At 59.5% G+C, this 24,659-nt stretch carries 23 protein-coding genes; 11 read left to right on the top strand and 12 right to left on the bottom strand.

The genetic code is table 11. From position 1 onward, the window contains the following. Nucleotides 1-3: 3 nt before the first annotated feature. The gene (locus tag KO492_RS18285; protein ID WP_216046337.1) at nt 4-990 is read right to left on the bottom strand and encodes a 2-hydroxyacid dehydrogenase; all 987 of its coding nucleotides are present in this window, start codon (nt 988-990) and stop codon (nt 4-6) included. A gap of 165 nt (nt 991-1,155) precedes the next feature. On the opposite strand from KO492_RS18285, the gene KO492_RS18280 reads away from it, so the two are divergent. Genes KO492_RS18280 through KO492_RS18270 form a run of 3 tightly spaced genes read left to right on the top strand, consistent with a single transcriptional unit; the run spans nt 1,156 to nt 3,603 of the window. Beyond that, nucleotides 1,156-1,686 (top strand): SH3 domain-containing protein, encoded by a 531-nt coding sequence (locus KO492_RS18280; RefSeq protein ID WP_252735608.1) that lies wholly within the window; start codon nt 1,156-1,158, stop codon nt 1,684-1,686. 6 nt (nt 1,687-1,692) lie between these two features. Next, on the top strand, nt 1,693-2,682 hold the full coding sequence (locus tag KO492_RS18275; RefSeq protein ID WP_216046277.1) for a capsular polysaccharide export protein, LipB/KpsS family: 990 nt from the start codon (nt 1,693-1,695) through the stop codon (nt 2,680-2,682). Between the two features lie 27 nt (nt 2,683-2,709). Beyond that, nucleotides 2,710-3,603: a cation diffusion facilitator family transporter gene (locus tag KO492_RS18270; protein WP_216046276.1), complete on the top strand. Its 894-nt coding sequence runs from the start codon at nt 2,710-2,712 to the stop codon at nt 3,601-3,603. 27 nt (nt 3,604-3,630) lie between these two features. Here the strand turns inward: KO492_RS18270 and KO492_RS18265 are convergent, their stop codons facing one another. The 6 genes from KO492_RS18265 to KO492_RS18240 form a co-directional block, all read right to left on the bottom strand. Beyond that, complete coding sequence (locus KO492_RS18265) at nt 3,631-5,655, bottom strand: M3 family metallopeptidase (protein ID WP_216046275.1); 2,025 nt, start codon at nt 5,653-5,655, stop codon at nt 3,631-3,633. Nucleotides 5,656-5,798: 143 nt separating this feature from the next. Further along, nucleotides 5,799-6,848, bottom strand: coding sequence for a HesA/MoeB/ThiF family protein (locus tag KO492_RS18260; RefSeq protein ID WP_216046274.1), 1,050 nt, complete (start codon nt 6,846-6,848; stop codon nt 5,799-5,801). Further along, nucleotides 6,845-7,312, bottom strand: a complete 468-nt coding sequence (gene dut / locus KO492_RS18255; RefSeq protein ID WP_216046273.1) for a dUTP diphosphatase — start codon at nt 7,310-7,312, stop codon at nt 6,845-6,847. The genes KO492_RS18260 and dut overlap by 4 nt, the downstream gene beginning before the upstream one ends. A gap of 49 nt (nt 7,313-7,361) precedes the next feature. Then, nucleotides 7,362-8,561 carry a bifunctional phosphopantothenoylcysteine decarboxylase/phosphopantothenate--cysteine ligase CoaBC gene (coaBC, locus tag KO492_RS18250; RefSeq protein WP_216046272.1) on the bottom strand — a complete coding sequence of 400 codons (1,200 nt, stop codon included), beginning with the start codon at nt 8,559-8,561 and terminating at the stop codon, nt 7,362-7,364. Nucleotides 8,562-8,637: 76 nt separating this feature from the next. Continuing rightward, the gene (locus KO492_RS18245; RefSeq protein WP_216046271.1) at nt 8,638-9,453 is read right to left on the bottom strand and encodes a ChaN family lipoprotein; all 816 of its coding nucleotides are present in this window, start codon (nt 9,451-9,453) and stop codon (nt 8,638-8,640) included. Then, nucleotides 9,450-10,331: an RNA polymerase factor sigma-32 gene (locus KO492_RS18240; protein ID WP_216046270.1), complete on the bottom strand. Its 882-nt coding sequence runs from the start codon at nt 10,329-10,331 to the stop codon at nt 9,450-9,452. The genes KO492_RS18245 and KO492_RS18240 overlap by 4 nt, the downstream gene beginning before the upstream one ends. Nucleotides 10,332-10,474: 143 nt before the next feature. Here KO492_RS18240 and cobU point away from each other — a divergent pair, with 143 nt between their 5' ends. From cobU to KO492_RS18220, 4 genes are all read left to right on the top strand, one after another. Continuing rightward, on the top strand, nt 10,475-11,008 hold the full coding sequence (gene cobU / locus KO492_RS18235) for a bifunctional adenosylcobinamide kinase/adenosylcobinamide-phosphate guanylyltransferase (RefSeq protein WP_216046269.1): 534 nt from the start codon (nt 10,475-10,477) through the stop codon (nt 11,006-11,008). Then, complete coding sequence (locus KO492_RS18230) at nt 11,005-11,574, top strand: histidine phosphatase family protein (RefSeq protein ID WP_216046268.1); 570 nt, start codon at nt 11,005-11,007, stop codon at nt 11,572-11,574. The genes cobU and KO492_RS18230 overlap by 4 nt, the downstream gene beginning before the upstream one ends. 77 nt (nt 11,575-11,651) lie before the next feature. Beyond that, nucleotides 11,652-12,338: a glutathione S-transferase gene (locus tag KO492_RS18225; protein ID WP_216046267.1), complete on the top strand. Its 687-nt coding sequence runs from the start codon at nt 11,652-11,654 to the stop codon at nt 12,336-12,338. 102 nt (nt 12,339-12,440) lie between these two features. After that, entirely contained in the window at nt 12,441-13,952 is a 1,512-nt protein-coding gene (locus KO492_RS18220; RefSeq protein ID WP_216046266.1) for a YifB family Mg chelatase-like AAA ATPase, read from the top strand. Here KO492_RS18220 and KO492_RS18215 read toward each other — a convergent pair. From KO492_RS18215 to rsmI, 4 genes are all read right to left on the bottom strand, one after another. Next, entirely contained in the window at nt 13,945-14,823 is an 879-nt protein-coding gene (locus KO492_RS18215; RefSeq protein ID WP_216046265.1) for an alpha/beta hydrolase fold domain-containing protein, read from the bottom strand. The two genes, KO492_RS18220 and KO492_RS18215, sit on opposite strands and share 8 nt — an antisense overlap. A gap of 8 nt (nt 14,824-14,831) precedes the next feature. Beyond that, nucleotides 14,832-15,767 (bottom strand): glutathione synthase, encoded by a 936-nt coding sequence (gshB, locus tag KO492_RS18210; RefSeq protein ID WP_216046335.1) that lies wholly within the window; start codon nt 15,765-15,767, stop codon nt 14,832-14,834. A gap of 131 nt (nt 15,768-15,898) precedes the next feature. Further along, nucleotides 15,899-16,297 (bottom strand): YraN family protein, encoded by a 399-nt coding sequence (locus KO492_RS18205; protein ID WP_216046264.1) that lies wholly within the window; start codon nt 16,295-16,297, stop codon nt 15,899-15,901. A gap of 29 nt (nt 16,298-16,326) precedes the next feature. After that, nucleotides 16,327-17,184, bottom strand: coding sequence for a 16S rRNA (cytidine(1402)-2'-O)-methyltransferase (rsmI, locus tag KO492_RS18200; RefSeq protein ID WP_216046263.1), 858 nt, complete (start codon nt 17,182-17,184; stop codon nt 16,327-16,329). A 112-nt stretch (nt 17,185-17,296) separates the two neighbouring features. On the opposite strand from rsmI, the gene KO492_RS18195 reads away from it, so the two are divergent. Genes KO492_RS18195 through murJ form a run of 3 tightly spaced genes read left to right on the top strand, consistent with a single transcriptional unit; the run spans nt 17,297 to nt 22,795 of the window. After that, on the top strand, nt 17,297-18,475 hold the full coding sequence (locus KO492_RS18195) for a penicillin-binding protein activator (RefSeq protein ID WP_216046262.1): 1,179 nt from the start codon (nt 17,297-17,299) through the stop codon (nt 18,473-18,475). Then, nucleotides 18,435-21,257, top strand: a complete 2,823-nt coding sequence (locus KO492_RS18190; RefSeq protein ID WP_216046261.1) for a [protein-PII] uridylyltransferase — start codon at nt 18,435-18,437, stop codon at nt 21,255-21,257. Before KO492_RS18195 ends, KO492_RS18190 begins: the two co-directional genes overlap by 41 nt. Further along, nucleotides 21,254-22,795 (top strand): murein biosynthesis integral membrane protein MurJ, encoded by a 1,542-nt coding sequence (gene murJ, locus KO492_RS18185; protein WP_216046260.1) that lies wholly within the window; start codon nt 21,254-21,256, stop codon nt 22,793-22,795. Before KO492_RS18190 ends, murJ begins: the two co-directional genes overlap by 4 nt. Nucleotides 22,796-22,843: 48 nt before the next feature. On the opposite strand, the gene KO492_RS18180 is transcribed toward murJ, so the two are convergent. Then, nucleotides 22,844-23,542, bottom strand: a complete 699-nt coding sequence (locus KO492_RS18180) for a rhomboid family intramembrane serine protease (protein ID WP_066606834.1) — start codon at nt 23,540-23,542, stop codon at nt 22,844-22,846. A 77-nt stretch (nt 23,543-23,619) separates the two neighbouring features. Between KO492_RS18180 and trpS the strand changes: the two genes are divergently transcribed. Beyond that, nucleotides 23,620-24,636 carry a tryptophan--tRNA ligase gene (trpS, locus tag KO492_RS18175; RefSeq protein WP_216046259.1) on the top strand — a complete coding sequence of 339 codons (1,017 nt, stop codon included), beginning with the start codon at nt 23,620-23,622 and terminating at the stop codon, nt 24,634-24,636. The last annotated feature ends 23 nt before the right edge of the window (nt 24,637-24,659 follow it).

Genomic DNA, 24,659 nt, shown 5'->3' with positions numbered 1-24,659 from the left:
CGCTCAAAGCATTGCTGGCACAACCATGTCAGGCGGGCGGTGTCCGTCGGCAAAGGTGCGGATGTTGAGCATCACTTTCTCGCCCATCTCGACACGTCCTTCCACCGTTGCCGAACCCATATGCGGCAGGAGCACCACATTGGGCAGTTCACGTAGGCGCGGGTTGATCTGATGTCCGCGTTCGAACACATCCAGTCCCGCCCCGCCGATCTCGCCCGCACGCAGACCGCGCGTCAGGGCGTTCTCGTCAATCACCTCACCGCGAGAGGTGTTCACGATCACGGATGTCGGTTTCATCAGTTTCAAACGCCGCGCGTTGATCTGGTGAAATGTGGACGGCGTATGCGGACAATGAATCGACAGGACATCAATGCGTGAGAGCATCTGGTCGAGGCTGTCCCACCATGTCGCCTCAAGATCCGCTTCGATCTCGGTGCGCAAGCGGCGGCGGTTGTGATAGTGCACTGACATACCAAAGGCGCGGGCGCGGCGCGCTACCGCCTGACCGATCCGCCCCATCCCGAGAATGCCGAGCCGCTTGCCCGTCAGGCGCATGCCCATAAATGCGGTCGGGGCCCACCCCTCCCAAACACCGGATTGCATCGCCACCTGCCCTTCGGGAATTCGCCGCGTGACCGCCAGCATGAGCGCCATTGCCATATCGGCGGTGTCTTCGGTCACAACGCCGGGAGTGTTGGACACCAGAATCCCGCGGTTCTGCGCGGTGAGGACATCGATATGATCCACACCTGCGCCATAGTTCGCGATCAGTTTGAGCCGCTCTCCCGCCTGCCCCAACATGCCCGCATCGATCCGGTCGGTAATGCACGGGACCAGAACATCCGCCCGTTGCATCGCCGTGACGAGGGCCTCCCGATCCATCTTCTCGTCTGTCGGATTGAGTTCGACATCAAAGAGTTCTTTCATTCGGGTTTCGACCTGCTCCGGCAACGCGCGTGTCACCACGACTTTGAGACGTTCTCTCATAATAGCCGTAACCTCCCTCTTTATTTTTCCCCCCTATACTGGCAAACTCCATTGCATCCCGGCAAGGCGTAAAGGATAAGAACCGGAGCACAAACAACCATCGCCACGCAGAGAATGATCACACAAGGTGTCGGCGGTGAGAGGCCAGTGAGCAGATTAGAGAGCGTTATGGTAAACAGCGGTCGATTTTCCGGCATGCAAGGCCTGTTCAGGGCCGTTTTGCTATGCCTTCTTGTCGCCATTCCCGCCGGTGTCTCCGCAGAGGGTCCGAAGCGCGGTGCGGTCACCAACCTGCCGCTGCCCCGATTTGTCTCATTGAAAAGCGACAAGGCCAATGTCCGGCGCGGGCCGTCCCTGTCGCATCGTATCGACTGGGTCTTTGTCCGCCGCGGCTACCCGCTTGAAGTCATCGCGGAATATGGCCACTGGCGTCGCGTTCGTGATGTTGAAGGCGCAACAGGATGGCTGCATTACTCGCTGATAACTGGCGCCCGCACCGCGTTGGTCACAGCAGAGAATGTCGATCTGTTTTCCCGTCCCGACCCCGCCTCACGTCTCAACGCCCAAGCCGAGAAGAACGTGATTCTGCGGTTGCTTGAATGCAATGTGTCCTGGTGCAAGGTCACGGCGGACGGACAAAAGGGGTGGGTGTTGAAAGACGGGCTATGGGGAGTGCGCCCGGATGAAGTTCTGGAGTAAGTCCCGATGGATCAGATCAAATCCCCTCTCGCGGCCCGCAACATTCCGGCCGGCCTGAAATCCTGTGTCATTCACGGTTATGGCAGCTGGCACGAGTCCATCGCCCAAGGCCAACATGACTTTTTCACCAAACTGCTTCCCAAGCTCGAAGAAAAGGGCTTTGCGACCTATCTGGTCGAAGGCGGCTCCCGAACGGGTCGTGCGCTTTTGAATGCCGATCATTTCCACATCATCGTCGGTGGACCGGCCATGTACGGCCCGACCATCCTGCATGCCTGCCCCTCCTACATCTGGGGTTTCTGGTATTTCGACGAATTGGGATACGGGCACAACAGTTCGCTGCGGTTTGCCCGTTACCATTCCGATCCCGACATGCGCGAGGCGGCCGAGTATTTTTTCAACGGCGTGACCAGCTATATGTTGCAGGAAAACATCTCGAAGTTCGCACAAGAGCCGCGCTTGGAAGCGCCTTTGCCGCCGTCTTCCGCGACCATCCTGTGTCAGCCTGCGGAAATCGGCAAGCCCGGCACGCGATACCTGAGCCTTGAGCAGATCATCCCTGAGGCCGCGCGCTACGACAGCGACGCACCTGTCTATGTCAAACCCCATCCGCATCAAAGCAAACAGGGTCGGCGGCGCATCCTCGGGATTTGCGAGGACTACCCGAATGTCAAACTTACGGATGCCTCCATCCACGACCTGATTGCCGCCGCCCGCGTGGTCATCACCCAGAATTCTTCGGCCGGATTCGAAGCCCTGATGCAGAAAAAACCTGTCATCACCTGTGGCAAGACCGATTACTGGCACGCCACCCTCACCGCACGCACGGTCGGGGATCTCAAAACCGCGATCGAGTTCGGCCCGCAGACCATGGGAGAATTCGATTATGAAGGCTATTTTCACTGGTTTCTTGAGCGTCAGTGCCTTGAAACCGCCAAGGATAATTTTGTCGCCCGCGCATGGTCACGCATCTGCGACAAGCTGATGCTGGACTAAGCACCGCATTTCGGGGCATGACAAACCATGCAGGACAAACACCTGAACATCTCGGCAGGGGTCGCCTCTGTCAGCGTTGCGACGCTTTTGGTGATCGCAAAAATCTGGGCGCTGAGCGTGACCGGTTCTCTGTCGATTGCCGCCTCTCTGGCCGACAGTGCGCTTGACCTGCTCATTGCCTGCGCCGGATTGCTGGCGATCTATTACGCCGCGCGACCACCGGACAAGGACCACACCTTTGGCCACACCTCCGCCGAAGACCTCGCGGCACTTGCACAATCCGTCTTCATCCTGATCTCTGCCGCTGTCATTGCCGTCACAGCCGTCCGGCGCTTACTGGCCACCACCCCGCACCAGATGACAGCCGAAGGTGCGGGCGTCGCGGTGATGCTGCTATCCATCGCAGCCACCATCGCGCTGGTGCTCTGGCAACGCTATGTCGCCCGCAAAACCGGCTCGAAAGTGGTCTCCGCCGACAGCCTGCACTATCTGGGCGATCTCATCCCAAATATCGGCGCGATTTGTGCGCTTCTGGCCTCGTCCCTGCTCGGGTTTCAACATCTCGACAGTATCGTTGCCTTGGTCGCAGCGGCCCTTCTGGTGTTGGGGGCACTGAATATCGGCAAATCCGCATGGGATGCGCTGATGGATCGCGCGGCTCCGCCCGATATGATCGCCGCCATTGAAACCATGGCGCAGGAAATGCCCGGCATCTATGCCTATCACGATCTGAAAACGCGGATGGCCGGATCGAAACCCTTTGTGAACATCCATATTGAAGTGGACGGAGATCAGACCTTGCGCGAGGCGCATGCAATTTCCGCCGATCTCAAACGTCAGATTCTGGCCGCCTATCCGAATGCCGATGTGATTGTGCATAAAGATGTAGCGCACGAGGCGGATAAACCGCCTCGCGATTGAGTGTTTTTACAGCATGAAAACGCGACCTCACTCCGCCGCCAAAAGCCCCCGCCCCTTGAGCAGCGCCTCAACACCGGGCATCCGGCCACGGAACGCCGTGTAGAGCGCCTCGGCATCTTCAGAGCCGCCCTTCGAGAGGATGTTGTCCTCAAGGCGTTTTGCCATAGCCGGATCGAAAGGCGAGGTTTCCTCGAAAGCCTCGAAGGCATCCGCATCCATCACTTCCGACCACATGTAACTGTAATAGCCCGAGCTATACCCGTCGCCGGAGAAGATATGCGCGAAATGTGGTGTGGCGTGGCGCATGGTGATCGCCTTCGGCATACCGATTTTCGCCAGTATCTCAGCCTGCGCCTTCATCGGGTCTTTCGGGGCAGGACCGTCGTGAAACTCCAGATCGACAAGCGCAGAGGCCACATATTCCACCGTCGCAAACCCCTGATCATAGGTCTGGGCCGCGAGCAGACGCTCCAGCATATCGCGCGGCATCGGTGCGCCGGTCCCGGCATGTGTCGCGAATTCTTCAAGCACTTCGGGCACTTCGAGCCAGTGTTCATAAAGCTGGCTGGGCAATTCGACAAAATCCCGCGCCACAGACGTGCCGGAGATCGTGTCATAGGTCACGTCGGAGAGCATCTGGTGCAGCGCATGGCCGAACTCGTGGAACAAGGTGCGCGCATCATCATAGGATAGCAAAGCGGCCTCACCTTTCGGTGGTTTGGCAAAATTGCACACATTGAGCACAATCGGGCGGATGTCGCCTTCGAGCTTTTGCTGGCTGCGCATGGCCGTGCACCACGCGCCGGAGCGTTTGGACCCGCGTGCGAAATAGTCCCCGATGAACACGGCCATATGCTTGCCATTGCGCGTCACGTTCCATGCCCGAGCATCAGGATGATAGGTGGTGACATCAAGCGGTTCGAACTCAAGCCCGAACAGGCGGTTGGCACAGGTAAATGCAGCCTCGATCATACGGTCGAGTTGCAGATAGGGCTTCAACTCCGCTTCATCGAGATCGTGTTCGGCCTTGCGCCGTTTTTCGGAATAGTAGCGCCAGTCCCAAGGTGCCAGATCCCCGTTCACACCGTCCTCGGCCATCATCTTGGACAGAATCGCGGCATCGCGCTCCGCCGCCTCTTTTGCAGGTGCCCAGACCCGCATCAAGAGATCGCGCACATGTTCCGGCGTTTTGGCCATCTCGGTTTCGAGCTTATAGGCCGCAAAGTTTTCATAGCCCAAGAGCCTGGCCCGTTCCTCGCGCAATTCGAGAATTTCGCGCGCAATCTCGCGGTTGTCATTGGCATTGCCATTCTCGCCTCGCGCCGCCCATGCGCGAAAAGCCTTTTCCCGCAAATCGCGGCGAGGGGAGAATTGCAGAAACGGCGTGATCAGAGAGCGCGACAGCGTGACCACCGGCCCCTTCGCGCCTTTTTCCTCACCTGCCGAACGCGCGGCATCAACCACGAACTGCGGCAGGCCTTCGAGATCATCCTCCGAAAGCTCCATGAACCATTCCCGCTCGTCAGCCAAAAGGTTCTGACTGAACTGGGTACCAAGCGTGGCAAGGCGCGATTTGATCTCCGCCATGCGGTCCTTGTCCGCACCTTCGAGCTTTGCCCCCGAGCGCACAAAGGAACGGCGGGTGAGCATGAGAACACGCTGCTGCTCGTCTGTGAGGTCAAGGTTTTCACGCTCCTGCCATAACGTCTCGATCCGCTGGAACAGCGCCGCGTTGGCGGTGATTTCGGAACTGTAGGCAGAGAGCATCGGGGAAAACTCCCGCATCAGGGCGTCCCGCGTGTCATTCGTATCCGCGCCCGCCATGCCGTAAAAGGCTCCCAGAACCTTCGACAGGGTCGCATCGGCTTTCTCCAGCGATTCAATCGTATTGGCAAATGTCGGCGCTTCCGGATTGTCCGCAATCGCCTTGATCGCGGCGCGGCCCTCGGACAGGGCGGCCTCCACGGCAGGCTTTACATCCTCATCCTTCAGATCGGCAAAAGGCGGCAAATTGAATTCGGTCGTCCACTCGGCGAGATAGGGATTGGTCATAGGGATCTCCTTTGCCCAAAAACTATGCCTCCGCATCGACAAGTAAAAGGGCTAAAGCCCGTCACATTTGATTTGTGACACGCATTGAGAGGGAAGTGCGACAAGATCAACCTGTTGCACGGTTCTTTGCGCAAACCCATCGCTCAGGTTTTGCGATTAACGCTTTTGCCGCCGCAAATCGGGCAGTCCGGTCGTTTCTTCACTGTGATGCTGCGGGTCTCGGCATAGAGCGCATCATGAATGACGAGTCGCCCCTTGAGCCCCTGCCCCGCGTCCGTGATTTCTTTCACCGCTTCCATCGCCATCATCGTGCCCAAAATCCCCGGCAAGGGGGCCGCCACACCTGCTTCGGCGCAACTGGGAACCATGCCTTCGGCAGGGCGCTCGGGGAACACACATTGATAGCACGGGCCATTTTCATGGGATTTATATGTGCTGATTTGACCTTCCCATTGCGTAATCGCGGCTGCGACCAGCGGCTTGCCGTGGATCACACATGCGCGATTGGCCAGATAACGCGTGTCGAAATTATCCGTCCCGTCGAGCACAAGATCATATTCAGCCACCAGATCGATAGAGCTTTCGTCAAACGCGCGATGATAGGGGCGCACCTCAATGAACGGGTTCTGCGCCTTAATCGCCTCGGCGGCGGAAAACACCTTGGGCACACCGATCCGGTCGTCCGTGTGGATCACCTGACGTTGCAGGTTCGAAGACTCCACCACATCCGGATCAATCACCCCGATTACCCCGACCCCCGAAGCCGCAAGATATTGCAGCACAGGCGCGCCAAGTCCTCCGGCCCCGATCACCAAGACCTTGGCGTCTTTGAGCTTTTTCTGCCCCGGCCCGCCGATCTCCCGCAACAGGATATGCCGCATGTAGCGATCCAGTTCGGCGGGACGAAACGCGCCTTCCTGCGCCGGAGGCTCAACCACCTTCGCCTTGCGCCGCAGACGAGCAAGCCCTGCCCGATAGACAAGAACAATCAGCGCGGCAACACCGATCAGCAGCCATTCGCCCAAACTCCCGCCAAGGCTTGCCCGCAGCGCATGTCCCTCCGGCAGCACGGCAATGGTCAGAAGCACAGCAAGGTAAAGCACACCGATCATCGCCCAACGCGCCCGTTTGGGTGCGCCGGTCAGCCAACCGATGCCCCAAAGCACTGCCGCAATGATCAGAAAATAACTCATTTCCGTCCGGTCGAGCCAAAGCCCCCGGCACCGCGCGCGGTGTCCGTAAGGCTCTCCACCACCGAATATACCCCTTGCACCACAGGCGCGATGATCATCTGGCCGATGCGCTCGCCATGCGTGACATGAAACGGCTCCTGACCATGGTTGATCAGAATAATGCCCACCGGCCCGCGGTAATCGGCGTCAATCGTTCCCGGCGTATTGACCAAAGAAATCCCGTGTTTGAGCGCAAGACCGGAACGCGGTCGCACCTGCACCTCGTAGCCTGCGGGAATTTCCATCGCAAACCCCGTCGGGATCAGCGCCCGCGCGCCCGGCTCAAGGGTAACCCCTTCCGCACGCATCTCCGGCGGGAAATTCGCCCGCACATCGCCGCCCGCGGAATGGGCCGTTTCATAGGACGGCAGTTTGATCTCGGTGTCAGCCCCGTCGAGCCATTGAATTTTGATCTCTACGCTCATGTCTCTTCCATATTCTTGTCAAAGCGGGGCTTTCTGATGGCCCAAATACTCATTTCTTCGCCAGATAATCCACGATCCGGTGCGCCAACTGTTGTGCCACTTCATCTTTGCCCATGCGCGGCCACTCCTCCGCGCCGCGTTCTGAAATCAAGGTCACAGCATTCTCTGTGCCGCCCATGATTCCGGTGCTCGGAGACACATCATTGGCCACAATCCAGTCGCAACCCTTACGCGCACGCTTTGCCGTGGCATGGGCGATCACGTCATCCGTCTCCGCTGCAAACCCAACGACAAGACGCGGACGCCCCTCTGACATCTGGCTCACCCCTGCCAGAATGTCGGGGTTTTCAGAAAATTCCAGCACCGGCAGCTTGCCTTGTTGTTTCTTGATCTTCGACCCGCTTTGCGAGGCCACGCGCCAATCGGCCACAGCGGCGGCAAAGACAGCCACATCAGCGGGCAAAGCCTTCTCGACAGCGGCTTGCATTTCGCGGGCGGTTTGCACAGAGATCACCCGCACACCGGAGGGGGCGGGCACATCGGCCGGACCGGTGACAAAGCTCACATCCGCACCCAGATCCCGCAGGGCCACGGCAATCGCAGTCCCCTGCGCACCGGACGACCGATTGGCAATATAGCGCACGGGATCAATCGGCTCGTGTGTCGGGCCGGATGTGACCACGATATGCTTGCCCTTCAAAGGCCCGTCGGTGAGTGCGCGGCGGATGGCGGCAATGATATCAGGCGTTTCGGCCAAACGCCCCGGCCCGAACTCGCCGCAAGCCATACTGCCCTCATCGGGGCCGACGAAAAGCACGCCATCTTTTTTGAGAGTCGCCACATTGCGCTGACAGGCGGGGTGTTGCCACATTCTGACATTCATCGCGGGCGCAACAAGGACCGGTGTATCAGTGGCCATCAACAAGGTGGATGCTAGATCATTGGCCAGCCCGCCCGCCATCTTGCCCAGAAGATCGGCGGTGGCAGGGGACACAACGACCAGATCAGCGGCGCGGGACAGTTCGATGTGCCCCATCTCCGCCTCATCCGTCAGATTGAAGAGGTCACGATACACTTTCTCGGCGGACAGGGCCGACACAGACAAAGGCGTCACGAATTCTTCGGCGGCTTTGGTCAGGACCGGCACGACACGCACACCCTCTTCACGCAGCCGACGGATCAGATCGAGCGATTTGAACGCCGCGATGCCGCCTCCGATAATCAGCAGAATGGATTTTCCGTTCAGCATGTCCGCTCTCCCTGGCTCTCGCGCCTGTCCACAAGGATCGGTTTAAGCCAAGGCGCAGGGCGAAACAATGGCCGGATCAGTCCGTGGCCGCTTTGGCAAAACCCGCACAGGGATCGCCGCGCTCTGCGGCATCGGTCACAAGCCAGACATCATAGGGCGGGACCTCATCGGGCGGGGCTTCCAACTGGCCGACAGAGAGAACCGTCACATCAGGTGCGGCCTGTGCGAGCACTGCGGGCATCCCCCAATCGCTGCGGGCATGGCCATTGCCCGCGATGACGACGACAGGGCCACCGGTTTCCTCCAGGGCTTGCAACGCCACTCTTGAAAAGGCCGCATCGCGCAGCCTTTGTGCCTCGACCATCCCCGCCATCATCTCAAGCGGCATGGCTTCGCAATGCGCTTCGAACTGCATCTGTGCGCGGTCTTCTTGCATCTCTTCAGGCAGTGGTGTGGTCAAGCCATAGCGATCCGCCTCAGCGCCAAACACATCCGCCGCCCCCTCGGAGAACGCGCGCCGCACCTCGTCACGCGAGAGAGCCGCGCCATAGACCGGCGCCGTGCTAGCCGCAAAAATCGGCGCATACATCGAGAAATCCGGCCAGCCAGAGTTGTCCCAGTCCAACACCTCGGCCAAAGCCGCCGCATCCGTGCGCAAATCCGGCGTCACCTTCGCCGCCTGCTCCGGTGTCAGCATCTCGAACACCAGCGCGGCAGGAGCAAGCGTCTCTACCGCACGGGCCTGATGCGCGTGCTGGATCGGGTTGTCATGGGTTTCCCCCAGAATAACCACATCTGCCGGTGGCAGCGTGGCAAACGCATCCGGCGTAATCTGGTCCGAAAAAGCGGGGCCAGCGGCCAGAAGGGCCGCAAGTGCAAAGCTGTAGTTCATGCAAAGAACTGCTGCACATCCCCGCCGTTGGTTTCAAGAGATATCCGCATTTTTTGCAAAGCGGCGGCTTCGAGTTGCCGCACCCGTTCTTTCGACAGCGACAACTCGTCACCAAGGCTCTCCAGCGTGCGCGGCTCGTCCGTGAGCTTGCGCGACTTCACGATAAACCGCTCCCGCTCGCTCAGATGATCCATCGCTTCGAAAATCCATGTTTTGAGCTGTGCCTGATCATGGGCTTCGCCCACCATCTCCGCCGTGGTTGCACCCTCATCGGCCAGCGTGTCGATCCATTCACGCCCTTCATCCTCACCGGATTGCTGGGCATTGAGCGAAAAGTCCGAACCGGAAAGACGCCCGTCCATCACTTCGACATCCCGCAGCGGCACACCCAGATCCATCGCGATCATCTGCAAAAGCTGATCATGATCCAGCGCTTCACCTTGCGCGGAGGCTTCACGCTCAAGGCGGGCCTGCACACGGCGCATGTTGAAGAACAGGGATTTCTGCGCCGAGGTCGACCCCGTGCGCACCAGTGACCAGTTGCGCATCACATAGTCCTGAATGGAGGCCTTGATCCACCACACAGCATAGGTCGAAAAGCGCACCCCACGATCCGGATCGAATTTTTCGGCGGCTTTCATAAGGCCCAGCCCCGCCTCCTGAATAAGATCGCTCATCGGCGCGCCATAGCGTTTGAACTTGGCCGCCATGGAAATTGCCAAGCGCATATAGGCGGTCACAAGACGGTGCAGCGCCGCCTCGTCACCGTGATCCCGCCACGCCCGTGCCAGCGCCTGTTCCGTCTCCAGATCAAGCATTTCCGCTTTCATCGCCCGCCGAGGCAGTGCATTGTCAGATGCAGTCATATCGAGTGCCATAATATCACCTCCTGAGAGTTCTTGGCTCCGGCCCTAACTTCACAACGCATCCATAGATCACGTCCGTGACAGTCATTTGCGGGCTGTGGCTACTCCTGTTACGAAAAGACTAACGCTTCAGATCAGAAATAGGTTTCACGTTCATGTGCGCGAATATGACAGTCGTGCTTGGGGGGGCATCTTCCGGCAAGTCGGACATAGCCGAAAAACTATGTGTAAACAGAATGTTGCAGAAGGTTTACCTTGCCAGCGCGGAGTGTCTCGATCAGGAAATGCGCACAAAGGCTGCGCAACATCGCACAAAACGCGGGGCTGACTGGTGCACAATTGAAGAGCCTCTGGAGGCCGCCCGTGTCATTTTGGACCGGAAAGCCGGTGAGATTCTTCTTTTCGACTGCGCAACGATGTGGCTCACCAACCACCTTCTGGCGGATCACGACCTGTCTCGTGAAACAGACGCCCTGCTCGACGCGATCAAGTCGAGCCCCGCAGAGGTGGTGATCGTCTCAAACGAAACGGGTCTCGGCGTTGTCCCCGAAAACGCGCTTGCCCGCCGGTTTCGCATCTCTCAAGGCGACCTGAACCGACGCCTCGCCGCCCAAGCCGACACGGTGATCGGCGTCATGGCCGGCCTTCCCTTTGCGCTCAAAGGCAATCTTCCGGCAGGGCTCTCATGAGCCACCTGTGGTTGATCCGGCATGGCCCGACCCATGCGAAAACCTTTGTCGGCTGGACGGACCTCCCTGCCGACCTCTCCGACCAGCAAGCCATTTCACGCCTTGAAGCCGCATTGCCCGATGTCCCTGTGGTCTCCTCCGATCTCAGCCGCGCGGTCGAAACCGCCAATGCCATACAGGCGCACCGCCCGCGCCTGCCCCATGATCACCGCTTGCGAGAAACCCATTTCGGCGCGTGGGAAATGCTCAGTTGGTCGGAGATCGAAGCCCGCGATGGCGATCTCGCACGGCAGGTCTTTGAAACCCCCGGCGACACAGCCCCCCCCGGCGGCGAAAGCTGGAACAGTTTCTCGGCGCGGGTTCACGCTGGCGTGGGTGCCCTGTCTGGTGAAACCGTGATCGTGGCCCATATGGGCGTGATCCTCGCGTTGCTACAAAAGGCGCTGTCCTGCACAGCCTATGAAGCCTTCGCCCACCGGATCGACCCTTTATCATGCACTCGGATCGACTGTCCGGAGGGGATTTCGGGGCCTTGGTCCTGCACGCAAATCAATCACAAATATTGATACCAAACAAAACAAATATACATTTTTGTGATCCGACCTCCCTGCACTACAGTATATAAAACAATTAGGGGGTTCCTATGTCTTACGATCTTTTCATCGGCGACAAAAGCTTTTCAAGTTGGTCGCTCCGCGGCTGGCTCCTATTCGAAAAATTCGATATCCCCTACACAGAAATCATGGTCGGCCTCTACAACGGAACAATGCAAGACGACCTTGCATCTCTCGCTCCCGCCCAGTTGGTGCCTACTGTGCGCTCGGCTGAAGGATGGATTATCGGCGAAAGCATCGCTCTGGCTGAAACATTGGCGGAACGTCACCCTGATGCCGGGCTTTGGCCGATTGATCCGCAAGCCCGCATCTACGCCCGCTGGCTGGTGGCCGGAATGCACTCCGGCTTCAATGCTCTGCGTGCGGCCTGCCCGATGCAACTCCTGCACCAATACCGGAACTTTCAAGTTTCAGATGCTGTACAGGGGGATCTGAATCGGTTGGAAACCCTAGTTGCCCATGCGTTCGAAAGGTTTTCCGGCGATAGCGATTGGCTCTTTGGCGACTACTGCGCAGCCGATGCCTTTTACGCCCCTGTCGCCGCCCGAATCGCAGGATATAACTTGCCCGTATCACAACGTCTGGACGCTTATGTCTCCGCACATCTCTCTGACCCCGCCTTCAAACGCTGGCGCAAAGACGGGCTAAATGTCCGTTTTGATCCTGTGCCCTATGCATTGGATTTACCAATCACAGCGTGGCCGGAACACGTTTAGACGCATCCAAGATGCGCAAACCCATGTGGCGTTAACCATTTCCTAACCACGTCTGCGCTAGACCGAAGGACATTGGCTATTCAGACACCGGAGTCCCGTCACATGGTCGCACGGACCTTTTCCGTCGCCTTCGAAGGCATCGAAGCCCGCACGGTTGAGGTTCAATGTGCCATTGCCCCCGGATTGCCGAGTTTCACCATCGTCGGACTGCCGGACAAAGCCGTTTCGGAAGCCCGCGAGCGGGTCCGCGCCGCACTGGCCGCCATGCAGATCGCTCTGCCGTCCAAGAAGTTGGTGATCAACCTTTCGCCCGCCAACCTGCCGAAAATCGGGTCGCATTTCGACCTCCCCATCGCACTGGCGATCCTTGCCGCGACAGGATTGATCCCCGAAAGCAAGGCCGCAGAAACCCTGTCACTGGGCGAACTGGCGCTCGACGGGTCGCTCGTGCCGGTCAACGGCGCTCTGCCTGCCGCTCTCAAGGCCGCCGAACAGGACTGCGTTCTGGCCTGTCCCGAAGCCTGCGGATCAGAAGCCGCATGGGTCGGCGCCACGCCGGTCTATGGCGCAAAAAACCTCGCACAGCTTTTGCGTCACTTCACCGGCGACCGCCCGCTACACGAAGCACATCCGGGAGAAATCTCCCTGCCCGCCCATCAGAAAGACCTGCACGATGTAAAAGGGCAGGAAAAGGCCAAACGCGCACTGGAGATCACCGCAGCGGGCGGGCATCACCTGTTCATGGTCGGCACGCCCGGCTCCGGCAAATCCATGCTCGCCGCCCGCCTGCCCACGATCCTGCCGCCTCTGTCGGCACAAGAGGCGCTGGAGACCTCGATCATCCATTCCCTTGCCGGTCTTCTGGACGAAGGCGGCATTTCCCGTGCGCGCCCGTTTCGCGAACCGCATCACACCGCTTCTATGGCCGCAATCGTTGGCGGCGGGCGTGGCGCGCAGCCTGGCGAAATCTCCCTGTCGCACAACGGTGTGCTCTTCCTCGACGAGCTTCCCGAGTTTCCGCGCCCCGTGTTGGAAACGCTGCGACAGCCCATCGAAACCGGCGAAGTCATGGTCGCCCGCGCCAATGCGCATATGCGTTATCCGGCGCGGTTCATGTTGGTGGCGGCGGCGAACCCTTGCAAATGCGGCTACCTGCCCGATCCGGCGCGGGCCTGTGCGAAGGTTCCGCTCTGTGGCGAGGACTATCTTGGCCGCATCTCCGGACCTTTGATGGATCGTTTCGATTTGCGCATTGAAATGCCACCCGTCCAGTTTCAGGACCTTGATCAACCACAATCCGGCGACAGTTCCGCCACGGTCGCTGCCCGCGTTGCCCAAGCCCGTGCGCTTCAGAGCGAACGTTATGAAGGAAGCGGGTTTCGCACCAATGCCCAGATCGAAGGAAAAATGCTCGAAGATGTCGCCGCTCCCGATGCCGAGGGGCGCGAGATTTTGACCAAAGCGGCCGAAAGGCTCGGACTTTCGGCGCGCGGCTATCATCGAGTATTGCGCGTCGCCCGCACCATCGCCGATCTGGCCGGTGAAGAGCACATCCGCCGCCCGCATCTGGCGGAGGCTTTGAGCTATCGCGTGGTCTCCGGCGTGCTCAATTGAGAGCGCGCAGAAACTCTGCCGTCTCTGCAATCGCCTGACGCGCCTCCGGGAAAAACCCGTCGAACATCTGCCAGACATGGGGCGCATCTTTGGTGAGGCTAAGGGCAACCTCGGCTCCCTGTGCGCGCAGATGCTCTGCCAGACGCACGGAATCATCGCGCAAAATCTCGCAATCCGACGCCTGCAAAAGCACCGGCGGGCAGTTTGGAAATTGCGCGAAAATCGGCGAGACATGCGGGTCCGTCGGAGAACTTTCTCCCAAGATCATCGCCGTCAGGTCGCGCGCGCGTTCTGGCGGAAAGAAATGGTCACGCTCCGCATTGGTCTCGAAAGAGGGGCTGGAAAGCGTCAGATCGGTGAAGGGCGACCACCCGAAGGCCCCCGCAGGTGGCGTCCCTCTCTGGCACAGTTCCGCCAAAAGCGTCAAACCCAGACCACCTCCGGCACTGTCGCCCCCAATGCTGATATCTTTCGGGCGATACCCCGCAGTGATGAGCGCCTCCCACACCGCCAGAGCATCTTCGAAAGCTGCGGGCAAAGGATGTTCCGGTGCAAGCCTGTAGGCCGGCAGGTAAACCGGACGGTGGGCCAGCTGCGCCAAGCGCGAAGCCAGCCGTTTGTGTGTCTGCGGGCTTCCGGCGATATAACCGCCCCCGTGAAAGAACAGGATCACCTTGCTCTCGTCACATTCGGGCGGGCAAATCCACATGCCCGGCAGCCCCAGAGCATCATGGGTGACCTCGGCGGAAAGCTGAACCGGCAGGCTCAATTTCGCCGCCCAATCAACCCCCTCCCGCAAAGGCACAGGGTTTTGCGCATGGGTAAACGCAGCCCGCACGACGGGGCTCAGCGCCCCGGCAAGAAGCCGCATCCTGAGACTCATGCGCGTTTGGCCTCGATTGCTTTCCAGATCAACTCGGCCGTGTTGGTCCCGTCAAAACGTTCAAGCTCCTGAATGCCCGTGGGCGAGGTCACATTGATCTCGGTCAGGTAGTCGCCGATCACATCAATACCGACAAAAACCTGTCCCTTTTCTTTCAAAAGCGGCCCGATCCGCGCACAGATTTCCAAATCCCGCGCCGACAGGCCGATTTTTTCGGGGCGCCCCCCGACATGCATGTTTGAGCGGGTCTCTCCCGCTTGCGGCACGCGGTTGATCGCACCCACAGGTTCCCCGTCGACCAAAATCACCCGTTTGTCGCCATTGGACACATCGGGCAGAAATTTCTGCACGATCATCGGCTCACGGGACATGCCGGTGAACAATTCGTGCAAGGAGGACAGGTTCCGGTCATTCGGATCGAGCCGGAAGACCCCCGCACCGCCATTGCCGTAAAGAGGCTTGAGAATGATATCGCCATGCTTGGCTTTGAACGCCCGAATGGTCTCGAGATCGCGGGCAATGGCCGTAGGCGGCGTCAGGTCCGGAAAGGTCAGGACCAGAAGTTTCTCGGGATAGTTACGCACCCAGAACGGATCATTCACCACCAAAGTGCCGGGCGTGATCATATCCAGCAAATGTGTGGTGGTGATATATCCCATATCGAAAGGCGGATCCTGACGCAGCCAGACCACATCGTAGTCCGAAAGATCGACCTCGGTCATTTCGCCCAGACTGTAATGATCCCCTTCGACGCGACGCACCTCAACCGGCCATCCGCGTGCAGTGACGCGGCCTTCCTGATAGGCCAAGTGCTCCGGCGTGTAATAAAAAAGCTCATGGCCGCGCTTTTGCGCCTCTTCCATGATCCGGAACGTGCTGTCGCCATTGATATCAATCGGACCGATAGGGTCCATCTGGATTGCGACTTTCAAGGGTGTGTTGGTCGAGGCTAGGTTAGACAAAAGGCTCATCTCCCGAAACTGGTTTCCTCTTAGATGGACCAGCCCTGCGGCGCATTCAATGGGAATGTCTTGTGCATGAAGGCACAAGCACCCGCTTGCCTCTATAGCATGAGCGCATTTTCAAGGATTTCAACCTGTCCGACCCCGTCAACCAAGGCCAGATCAATCCGCATAGGGGTCAACAACCCCTTGGGCAGACGACCGATATAGTCTTCGGCACTAGCACAAAGCCGCACCCTTTGCTTCGCACCCAGATGCGTCGCAGCTTTGGCGAAAGATTTTGAGGCCTTCACTTCGACAAAGACGATTTCCTCGCCCTGCCGGAAAATCAGATCAATCTCGCCAGCGCGACCCCGCCACCGCTCTTCGAGCAAGTCAAACCCTCGCGATTGATACAGACGCGCAACAGCAGCCTCCGCACTCAATCCGAAATCATAGGCTTTCCGCCCACGCTCCTTGCGTAGAGCGACATCCGTATCCGACACAAAATCTGGCGGCATCTTACGCCTTTCTCACACATTCGGGCGTATCAGCCCTCCTTCATGGCCAAGGCCATCTGATACACGTCCCGCTTCTTCAATCCATAACGGGCAGCCACGTCTGCCGCCGCGTCTTTGACCGTCATTGCCTCTAAAGCCTCCGCCAGAGCCGTCTCCAGATCCGCTTCGGAAACCTCAGCGCGCTCCGCCCGATCAATCAAAAGCACGATCTCGCCTTTGACCGGCGCATCACGCAGGCTTTCTTCCAGCTCTCTCAGCGTTCCTTTCCGCACCTCCTCGAAACGTTTCGTCAACTCCCGACACAGAGCCGCCTGACGGGTTTCTCCCAAGGTATCGCACAATTCTCCTAATGTTCGGTGAACGCGTTTCGGGCTTTCATAAAAGCCCAGCGTCGCAGGCACGCTCGCAAACGAGCTGAAAAACTTGAGCCGCGCGCCTTGGGAGGATGGGGGGAAACCGGCAAAGAGGAACCGGTCAGACGGCAGGCCGGAGATGGTCAGGGCCGCAATCATCGCGGAGGGACCGGGGGCCGAGGTGACCGGAATATCACGCGAGAGCGCCTCACGGCACAGGGCAAACCCCGGATCGGCGACCAGAGGCGTGCCGGCTTCCGATGCGTAGGCGACCGATTTACCCTCCTCCATGAGCTCAATCAGGCGCGGGCGCATCTGACCACCATTGTGGTCGTGATAGGGGTAAATGTGCCGGCCGTTGAGCGGCACACCGTGAATATCCATCAATTTGCGCAGGGAGCGCGTGTCTTCTGCGGCCAGCACATCCGCCGAGGCAAGAATATCGAGAGCCCGCAAGGTGATGTCGCGGGCATTGCCGATGGGGGTGGCGAGAAAATGAAGCCCGGCAGAAAGCGGCTTGGTTTGATATGTCAATGTGATCTCTGATCTTTGCAGCGTTTACTCTTTGAAGCGTCTCGCATAGTCTGCCCGCAAGTTTGCGTGACCGTCTGTGTTGCGCCATTGCCGTCAGGAGTGAGGTTTACCTATGTTCGCTGTTCTTCGTGCCGCCCGCAAGTCACTCACCCGATTTGTGCTCGGTCTGTCCCTTTTTTCCCTCGCCGCATGTGATCCCGGCGCCCTTCCTGTTGGCGGCGGTCCGACGATCAACACATCCCAACCTGTTCCTGTCGCCCTATTGGTGCCATACGAATCGCAACAGACCGGCGATGTCGCGATGGCGCAATCGCTTGAGAACGCCGCGCGTCTTGCCATGGCGGATCTCGATGGTGCAACCATTGACCTGCGCGTCTATCCGACAGGGGGCCAAGCCGAACGTGCCTCCGCCGCAGCAAGTCAGGCGGTGAAAGACGGAGCCAAGATCATCCTCGGGCCGGTCTATGGCGGCGCCGCAAAACTCGCGGGTATTCCGGCGGCCAATGCCGGCATCAATGTGCTGTCCTTCTCCAACAACCCCGATGTGGCAGGCGGCAACGTCTTTATCCTCGGGCCGACCTTCCAGAACACAGCAGACCGGCTGGTGGCCTATGCCCGCGCCAATGGCAAAGGCCGGATCATGGTCGTGAATGGCGACAGCCCCGCAGAAAACGCAGGCGCTGCGGCGATCAAAACCGCGATCAACCGCCAAGGGGCCACACTCGCGGCCACGCAGAGTTTCGAGTTGAGCCAGCAAGGCGTCATTCAGGCCATCCGCCCGATTGCCACAGCCGCGCGCAACTCCAACGCCGATGCGATTTTCTTCACCTCCGGCAACGACGGCGCCATGCCGCTTCTGGCACAGATGTTGCCCGAAAACGGCCTCAAATCGCCCTCGCCGCAATATATCGGGCTGCAACGCTGGAACGTGCCAGCCTCCGCGATGAGCCTTCCGGGGCTTCAAGACAGCTGGTTCGCCATTCCCGACCAACAGCTCACAAGCAATTTCTCCGCGCATTATTCCGCCAAATACGGTCAGGCGCCCCATGCGCTTGCAGGGCTGGCCTATGATGGCATCGCGGCCATCGGGGCCTTGGTGAAAGCCGGAAACCAGAACGCCCTGACGGCACAAGGTCTGACCCGTGGCTCCGGCTTTGTCGGCGTCAACGGTATCTTCCGCCTTCTGCCTGACGGAACCAACCAACGCGGCCTCTCCATCGCGACCATTCAGAACAATCAGGTAATCGAGATTGACCCTGCCCCAAGAGCCTTCCGCGGCGCCGGATACTGACCTTCCGGCCCTTTCCGCCTTTCTTCCTGCGCCTTCGGGCACATTCATCTGCGCACAAGATGCCATCTTTGACGTCTCCTCCGTTGCCTCGGCACTGGAGGAGGCATGGTCACAGGCGGCCTCTCCTGCGGAGATCAGAAAGGCTACGGTTGCCGTCCTGAACGACGCGCAAAAGCAGGGCCGCGCCGCCATCGCAAGCGCCATGACCGACGCACCCCGCAATGCCCGACCGGCGCTGCGGGCCTATGCGTGGCTCACGGATTGCATTGTGACGACAGTGCTGTTCACCGCGATGACAAAGCTGCACCCCAATCCCAACCCGACAGAGGGCGAACGGATTGCCGTTCTGGCGGTGGGCGGATACGGGCGCGGGGAAATGTCGCCCTATTCCGATGTCGACCTGCTGTTTCTCGCTCCGCACAAGATCAACGGCTGGATCGAAAGCGTGGTCGAGAGCATGCTCTACATGTTCTGGGATCTGCACCTGAAGGTGGGCCATTCCACCCGCACGATCCGCGACTGCATCCGGCTGGGCAAAGAGGATTTCACCATCCGCACCGCCATGCTGGAAATCCGGTTCCTGAGCGGCAACCGCGCGCTGGCCACGGAATTGCAGGAAAGACTGCGCGACGAACTGTTCCAAAACACCGCGCGCGAATTTATCGAGGCCAAACTCGAAGAACGTGCCGCACGACACCGCAAACAGGGCGGGCAGCGTTATGTTGTCGAACCCAACATCAAAGAAGGCAAAGGCGGTCTGCGCGATCTGCACACGCTGTTCTGGATCGCGAAATATGTGCACGGGGTCAGCCATCCTTCTGATCTTGTCAAAGCCGGTGTCTTTACCCAAGACGAATACCGCCAGTTTGACGAGGCGGAGACCTTCCTCCATGCCACACGCAATGCGCTCCATCTGATTGCCGGACGACCGATGGACCAGTTGACCTTTGACATGCAGGTCGAGGTGGCGGACCGGTTGGGATATTTCGACCATTCGGGACGACGCGGGGTCGAGCATTTCATGCAGAACTACTTCCTGCACGCCACCCGCGTGGGCGAATTGACTCGGATTTTCCTGACCTCGCTAGAGGCCCGACACGTCAAACAGGAACCCGCGCTGCAACGTCTGCTAAAACGCCGCCGCAAGGTGGGCGATCAATACGAGATCGTTCACAACCGCCTCAACACCCGCGACCGCAAAGCGTTTCTCTCCGACAAGCTGAACCTGTTGCGCGTGTTCGAGGACGCTCTGCGCACCGGTTATCTGCTGCATCCCGATGTGATGCGGCTGATCTCGGCCAATCTCGACATGATCGACAACGAGATGCGCAACGCGCCGGAAGCACGGCGGATTTTCCTCGACCTCTTGCTCAAACACGGCAACCCCGAACGTGCGCTGCGCCGGATGAACGAGTTGGGCGTGCTTGGGGCGTTTATTCCGGAGTTTCAACACATCGTGGCGATGATGCAGTTCAATATGTATCACAGCTACACGGTCGACGAGCATACGATTCAGGTGATCTCCAACCTCGCGCAAATAGAGCGGGAAGAACTGGAAGACCCTCTGCCGCTGGCCACCAGCATCATGAAGACCGGCGTCAACCGGAAGGTGCTTTATGTCGCGCTGCTTTTGCATGACATCGGCAAGGGGCGCGTCGAGGACCACTCCGTGATCGGCGCCCAGATCGCGCGTCGTGTCGCGCCGCGCCTTGGCCTGAAGCCTTCGGAATGCGAGACGGTGGAATGGCTGGTGCGCTATCACCTGTTGATGTCGGACATTGCCCAGAAACGCGACATTTCCGACCCGCGCACCGTGCGCGACTTTGCCAAAGCGGTAAAGACCCGCGAGCGGCTTGATCTCCTGACGGTTCTGACCGTCTGCGACATTCGCGGCGTCGGGCCCGATGTCTGGAACAACTGGAAAGCGACGCTGATCCGTAACCTGCACGCCCAGACCGCCTATGCGCTCGAACACGGCCTGGAAGAGGTCAACCGCGACGCCCGCGAGGGTGAGGCGAAAAAAGAGCTCCGCGCCCGTCTCAAGGACTGGAACTCCGCCGACAAGCGCCGCGAGTTGCAACGCCACTACAGCACCTATTGGCAGGGCCTGCCCTTTGCCACGCACGAGATTTTCGCGCATCTGCTCAAGGACATCCAGCCGGACGAAATCCGCATCGACCTGCATCAGGACGAAGATCGCGACGCCACACGCGCCTGTTTCGCACTGACCGACCACCACGGGATTTTCTCGCGCCTCGCAGGCGCACTGGCACTTGTGGGAGCCAATGTGGTGGATGCCCGCACATTCACCTCCAAAGACGGGTTTGCCACCGCCGTGTTCTGGATTCAGGACAATGACGGCAACCCGTTCGAGGAAGGCCGCCTCCCGCGTTTGCGCCAGATGATCGACAAAATCCTGCGCGGCAAGGTCGCCGCCAAAGACGCGCTGGAAACCCGCGACAAAATCAAGAAACGCGAAAGCAAGTTCAACGTCCCGACCTCGATCATTTTCGACAACGAGGGCTCGGAGATTTTCACCATCATCGAAGTGGACACCCGCGACCGCCCCGGCCTTTTGTATGATCTCACGCGGGTGCTGGCGGAGAACAACATCTCCATCGTCTCCGCCCAGATCGCAACCTACGGGGCGCAGGTTGTCGACTCCTTCTACGTCAAAGATATGTTCGGCATGAAAATCCATTCCGAGAGCAAGCAACGCGCGCTTGAGAAGAAACTGCGTGCCTCCATCGTGGCGGGCGCGAAACGAGCGCAAGCGCAATGAAACCTGTCCGCCTTGTCAAAGGCTTTGTCACGGTGGGCGGCTGGACCCTGATGAGCCGCGTTCTGGGCTTTGTCCGTGACGCGCTGATCGCGGCGTTTTTCGGCGCAGGGCCCGTTGCCGAAGCCTTTGCGGTCGCCTTTTCCCTGCCCAACATGTTTCGACGTTTCTTCGCAGAAGGCACGTTGAACGTGGCCTTTGTGCCGATGTTCTCCAAAAAAGTCGAAGCTGGCGGTGACGCCAAACGCTTTGCCGAGGATACGCTTTCGGTGCTGGCCACGGCGCTGATCGCGCTGACGCTTCTGGCTACGCTGTTCATGCCCGCGCTGGTGACCATCATGGCGGCGGGTCTCATCGGGGACGAGCGGTTTGATCTCGCCGTCGGGTTCGGACGTATCGCCTTTCCCTATGTGTTGTTCATTTCCTTGGGCGCATTGTTCTCCGGCATTTTGAACGCCACCGGACGTTTTGCCGCCGCCGCCGCCGCGCCTGTGCTTTTGAATGTCGTGCTCTCGGTTGCGATGATTGGTGCGGCCAAGCTCGGCCTGCCGGTCGAACGTGCGCTGATCTGGGCCGTTCCCCTTGCAGGGATTGCCCAGCTTGCCGTGGTCTGGATCGCTGCGGCGAAGGCCGGTTTCAACCTGCGCCCACACCTGCCGCGTCTGACGCCCGAGATCAAAAGCCTCCTGATCCTCGCCGGTCCGGCCGCGCTGGCAGGAGGTGTCGTCCAGATCAACCTGCTCGTCGGACGTCAGGTGGCCTCGTTTTCGCAAGAAGGTGCGCTGCAATATCTGAACCTTGCCGACCGTCTGTATCAACTGCCCTTGGGCGTGGTCGCCATCGCCATCGGCATCGTGCTGTTGCCTGATCTGTCCCGCCGCCTTCAGGCCGGTGACGGGCAAGGCGCGCGCGATGCCTACAACCGCGCCTGCGAATTCGCGCTCTTGCTGACCGTGCCCGCCGCCGTGGCGCTTGTGGTCATTCCGGAGCAGTTGATTTCCTTCCTGTTCCAACGCGGCGCCTTCACGCCCGAGGACACACAAAAAACCGCGCTGGCAGTAATGATCTATGGTTTGGGGCTTCCGGCCTTCGTGATGCAAAAAGTTCTGCAACCGCTCTATTTCGCACGTGAAGACACGAAAACCCCGTTCCGCTTTGCCATTTACGCCATGATCATCAATGCTCTGGTCGCAGTCGGCCTGTCCTTTTTCATCGGCTATCTGGCCGCCGCTTTCGCAACGACCGTCGCGGCATGGGGCATGGTCGCGCTTTTATGGTTCGGGAAAAAGGCGATGGGCGAAGACGTGCGCACAGATGCGCGCCTTCTCCGCCGCGCACCGCGCATCCTGATCGCATCCCTGCTGATGGGCGCATTGCTCTGGGGCTGTGAGAGCGCCCTGTCTCCCGTCTTTGCACTATCACGGGGCTTGGGCACGCTCTTGCTCGTCGCCATCGGGATCGTCGGCTATTTCACCATTGCACATCTGATCGGAGCCGTGCGGATGGCCGAATTGAAAGGCTCGATGCGCCGCAGCCGATAAACCATGGGCAGCAACCGCCGCCCGCTTGACGCCGCCGCGCGGCCTGTCTCACCGCCGCCGCAAACGCATGACAATCCGCCCGATCGCCCCCGGCACCAGAAGTCCGGCCACGACAAATCCGGCCACAAAACCCGACAGGTCCGCAATCCAATCCGCAGAGCCGCCAAACAACAGCCCGTAAACCAGTTGCAGCCCCATCAGAAAGCCGATGAGCGTAAAGGCACGCAGCCGGTTTTCATGCAACTGCCCGAGACCGAGCCAGAGAATGAACGTATAGGCTCCGATAAATCCGTAAGCCGCCGGATATGCGCCCAGAAGCGGGGTGGCGGAATTGAGCACCAGTGCAAAACCGAGCGATCCCGCCAGTGTCGAGACCACAAAGATCACCAGCACCGCGATATTGCCAAAGGTCTCGCCCACCATCTTGCCCAGAGCAAGGATGAACACCAGCACCATAAGCGCATGGGTGATCGAGTAATGCACGAACGCATAGGTGAAGAACCGGCGCACATGCTCAAGCGGCCAGACACCTTGCGCGCGCATCGCCTCGAATATTGTGTCGAAAAATCCGTAATCTTCCATCGCGGCGATCCGCCAGCCCACGGCCTCCTGCCCGCCGATCAGGCCCAGTGACCCCAGTTGCAGCACCAGTTCGACCCCGCCCAGCACCAAGGCAATCGCAACCACCATAGGCGGCAGCGCATTGAACGGGCTTTCGGGGCGGGAATAATCGGGGTCTTCAGACATTGAGGGGCCTTTCCTTGACGCTTTCGCCTCGCATAGGTAAGCCACCAACACCTAATAATCCAGTGACGGAGTTCCAGATGGACAAGCCTACCTTTACACCCCGCGTCTTCTCGGGGATCAAACCTTCGGGTGGGCTCACTCTCGGCAACTATCTCGGCGCGATCAAACGCTTCGTGGATATGCAGGGCGGTGAGTTCGAAACCATCTATTGCGTGGCCGATATGCACGCGATCACCGTCTGGCAAGATCCCGATGAACTCCGTCAGGCCACACGCGAAGTCACCGCCGGCTTCCTCGCCTCCGGCATTGATCCCGAAAGCTCGGTCCTGTTCAACCAGTCGCGCGTCTCTGCACATGCCGAACTGGGCTGGTTGTTCAACTGTGTCGCCCGCGTCGGCTGGATGAACCGCATGACGCAATTCAAGGACAAGGCCGGCAAGAATGCCGAAAAGGTCTCTCTCGGCCTCTACGCCTACCCGTCCCTGATGGCCGCCGACATCCTTCTTTATCACGCCACCCATGTCCCCGTGGGCGAGGATCAGAAGCAACATGTCGAGTTGACCCGCGACATCGCCGCCAAATTCAACCACGACTACAAGGTCGACTTCTTTCCGGCCTGCGAACCCGTGATCGAAGGCCCTGCCATGCGAGTGATGAACTTGCGTGACGGCACGAAGAAAATGTCCAAGTCGGGTGAATCCGACATGGAACGCATCAACATGACCGATGACGCGGACACCATCTCCAAGAAGTTCAAAAAGTCGCGCACCGACCCCGAAGTGCTGCCCGAAGAGATGGAAGGCCTCGCCAACCGTCCCGAAGCCCGCAATCTCGTCAACATCTATGCCGCTCTTGCCAATATGACCGGCGAAGAGGTGCTCGCCGAATATGGCGGTCAGGGCTGGGGCAAATTCAAACCGGCACTGGCAGAACTGGCCGTCGAACATCTCGCGCCGATCTCCACCGAGATGAAACGCCTCATGGATGATCCGGCGGAAATCGACCGGATTCTCGCCAAAGGCGCGGACAAGGCCAACGAGATCGCCCGGCCGATTCTGAACAAGACCTTCGAGATCATGGGTTTCGTGCGCTGAACCCTTGAAGCCGGACATGGAAA

This window comes from Celeribacter halophilus, assembly GCF_018860305.1.
GTDB classification, from domain to species: Bacteria; Pseudomonadota; Alphaproteobacteria; order Rhodobacterales; family Rhodobacteraceae; genus Celeribacter; species Celeribacter halophilus_A.
This window is presented reverse-complemented; position numbering and strand designations above follow the sequence as displayed.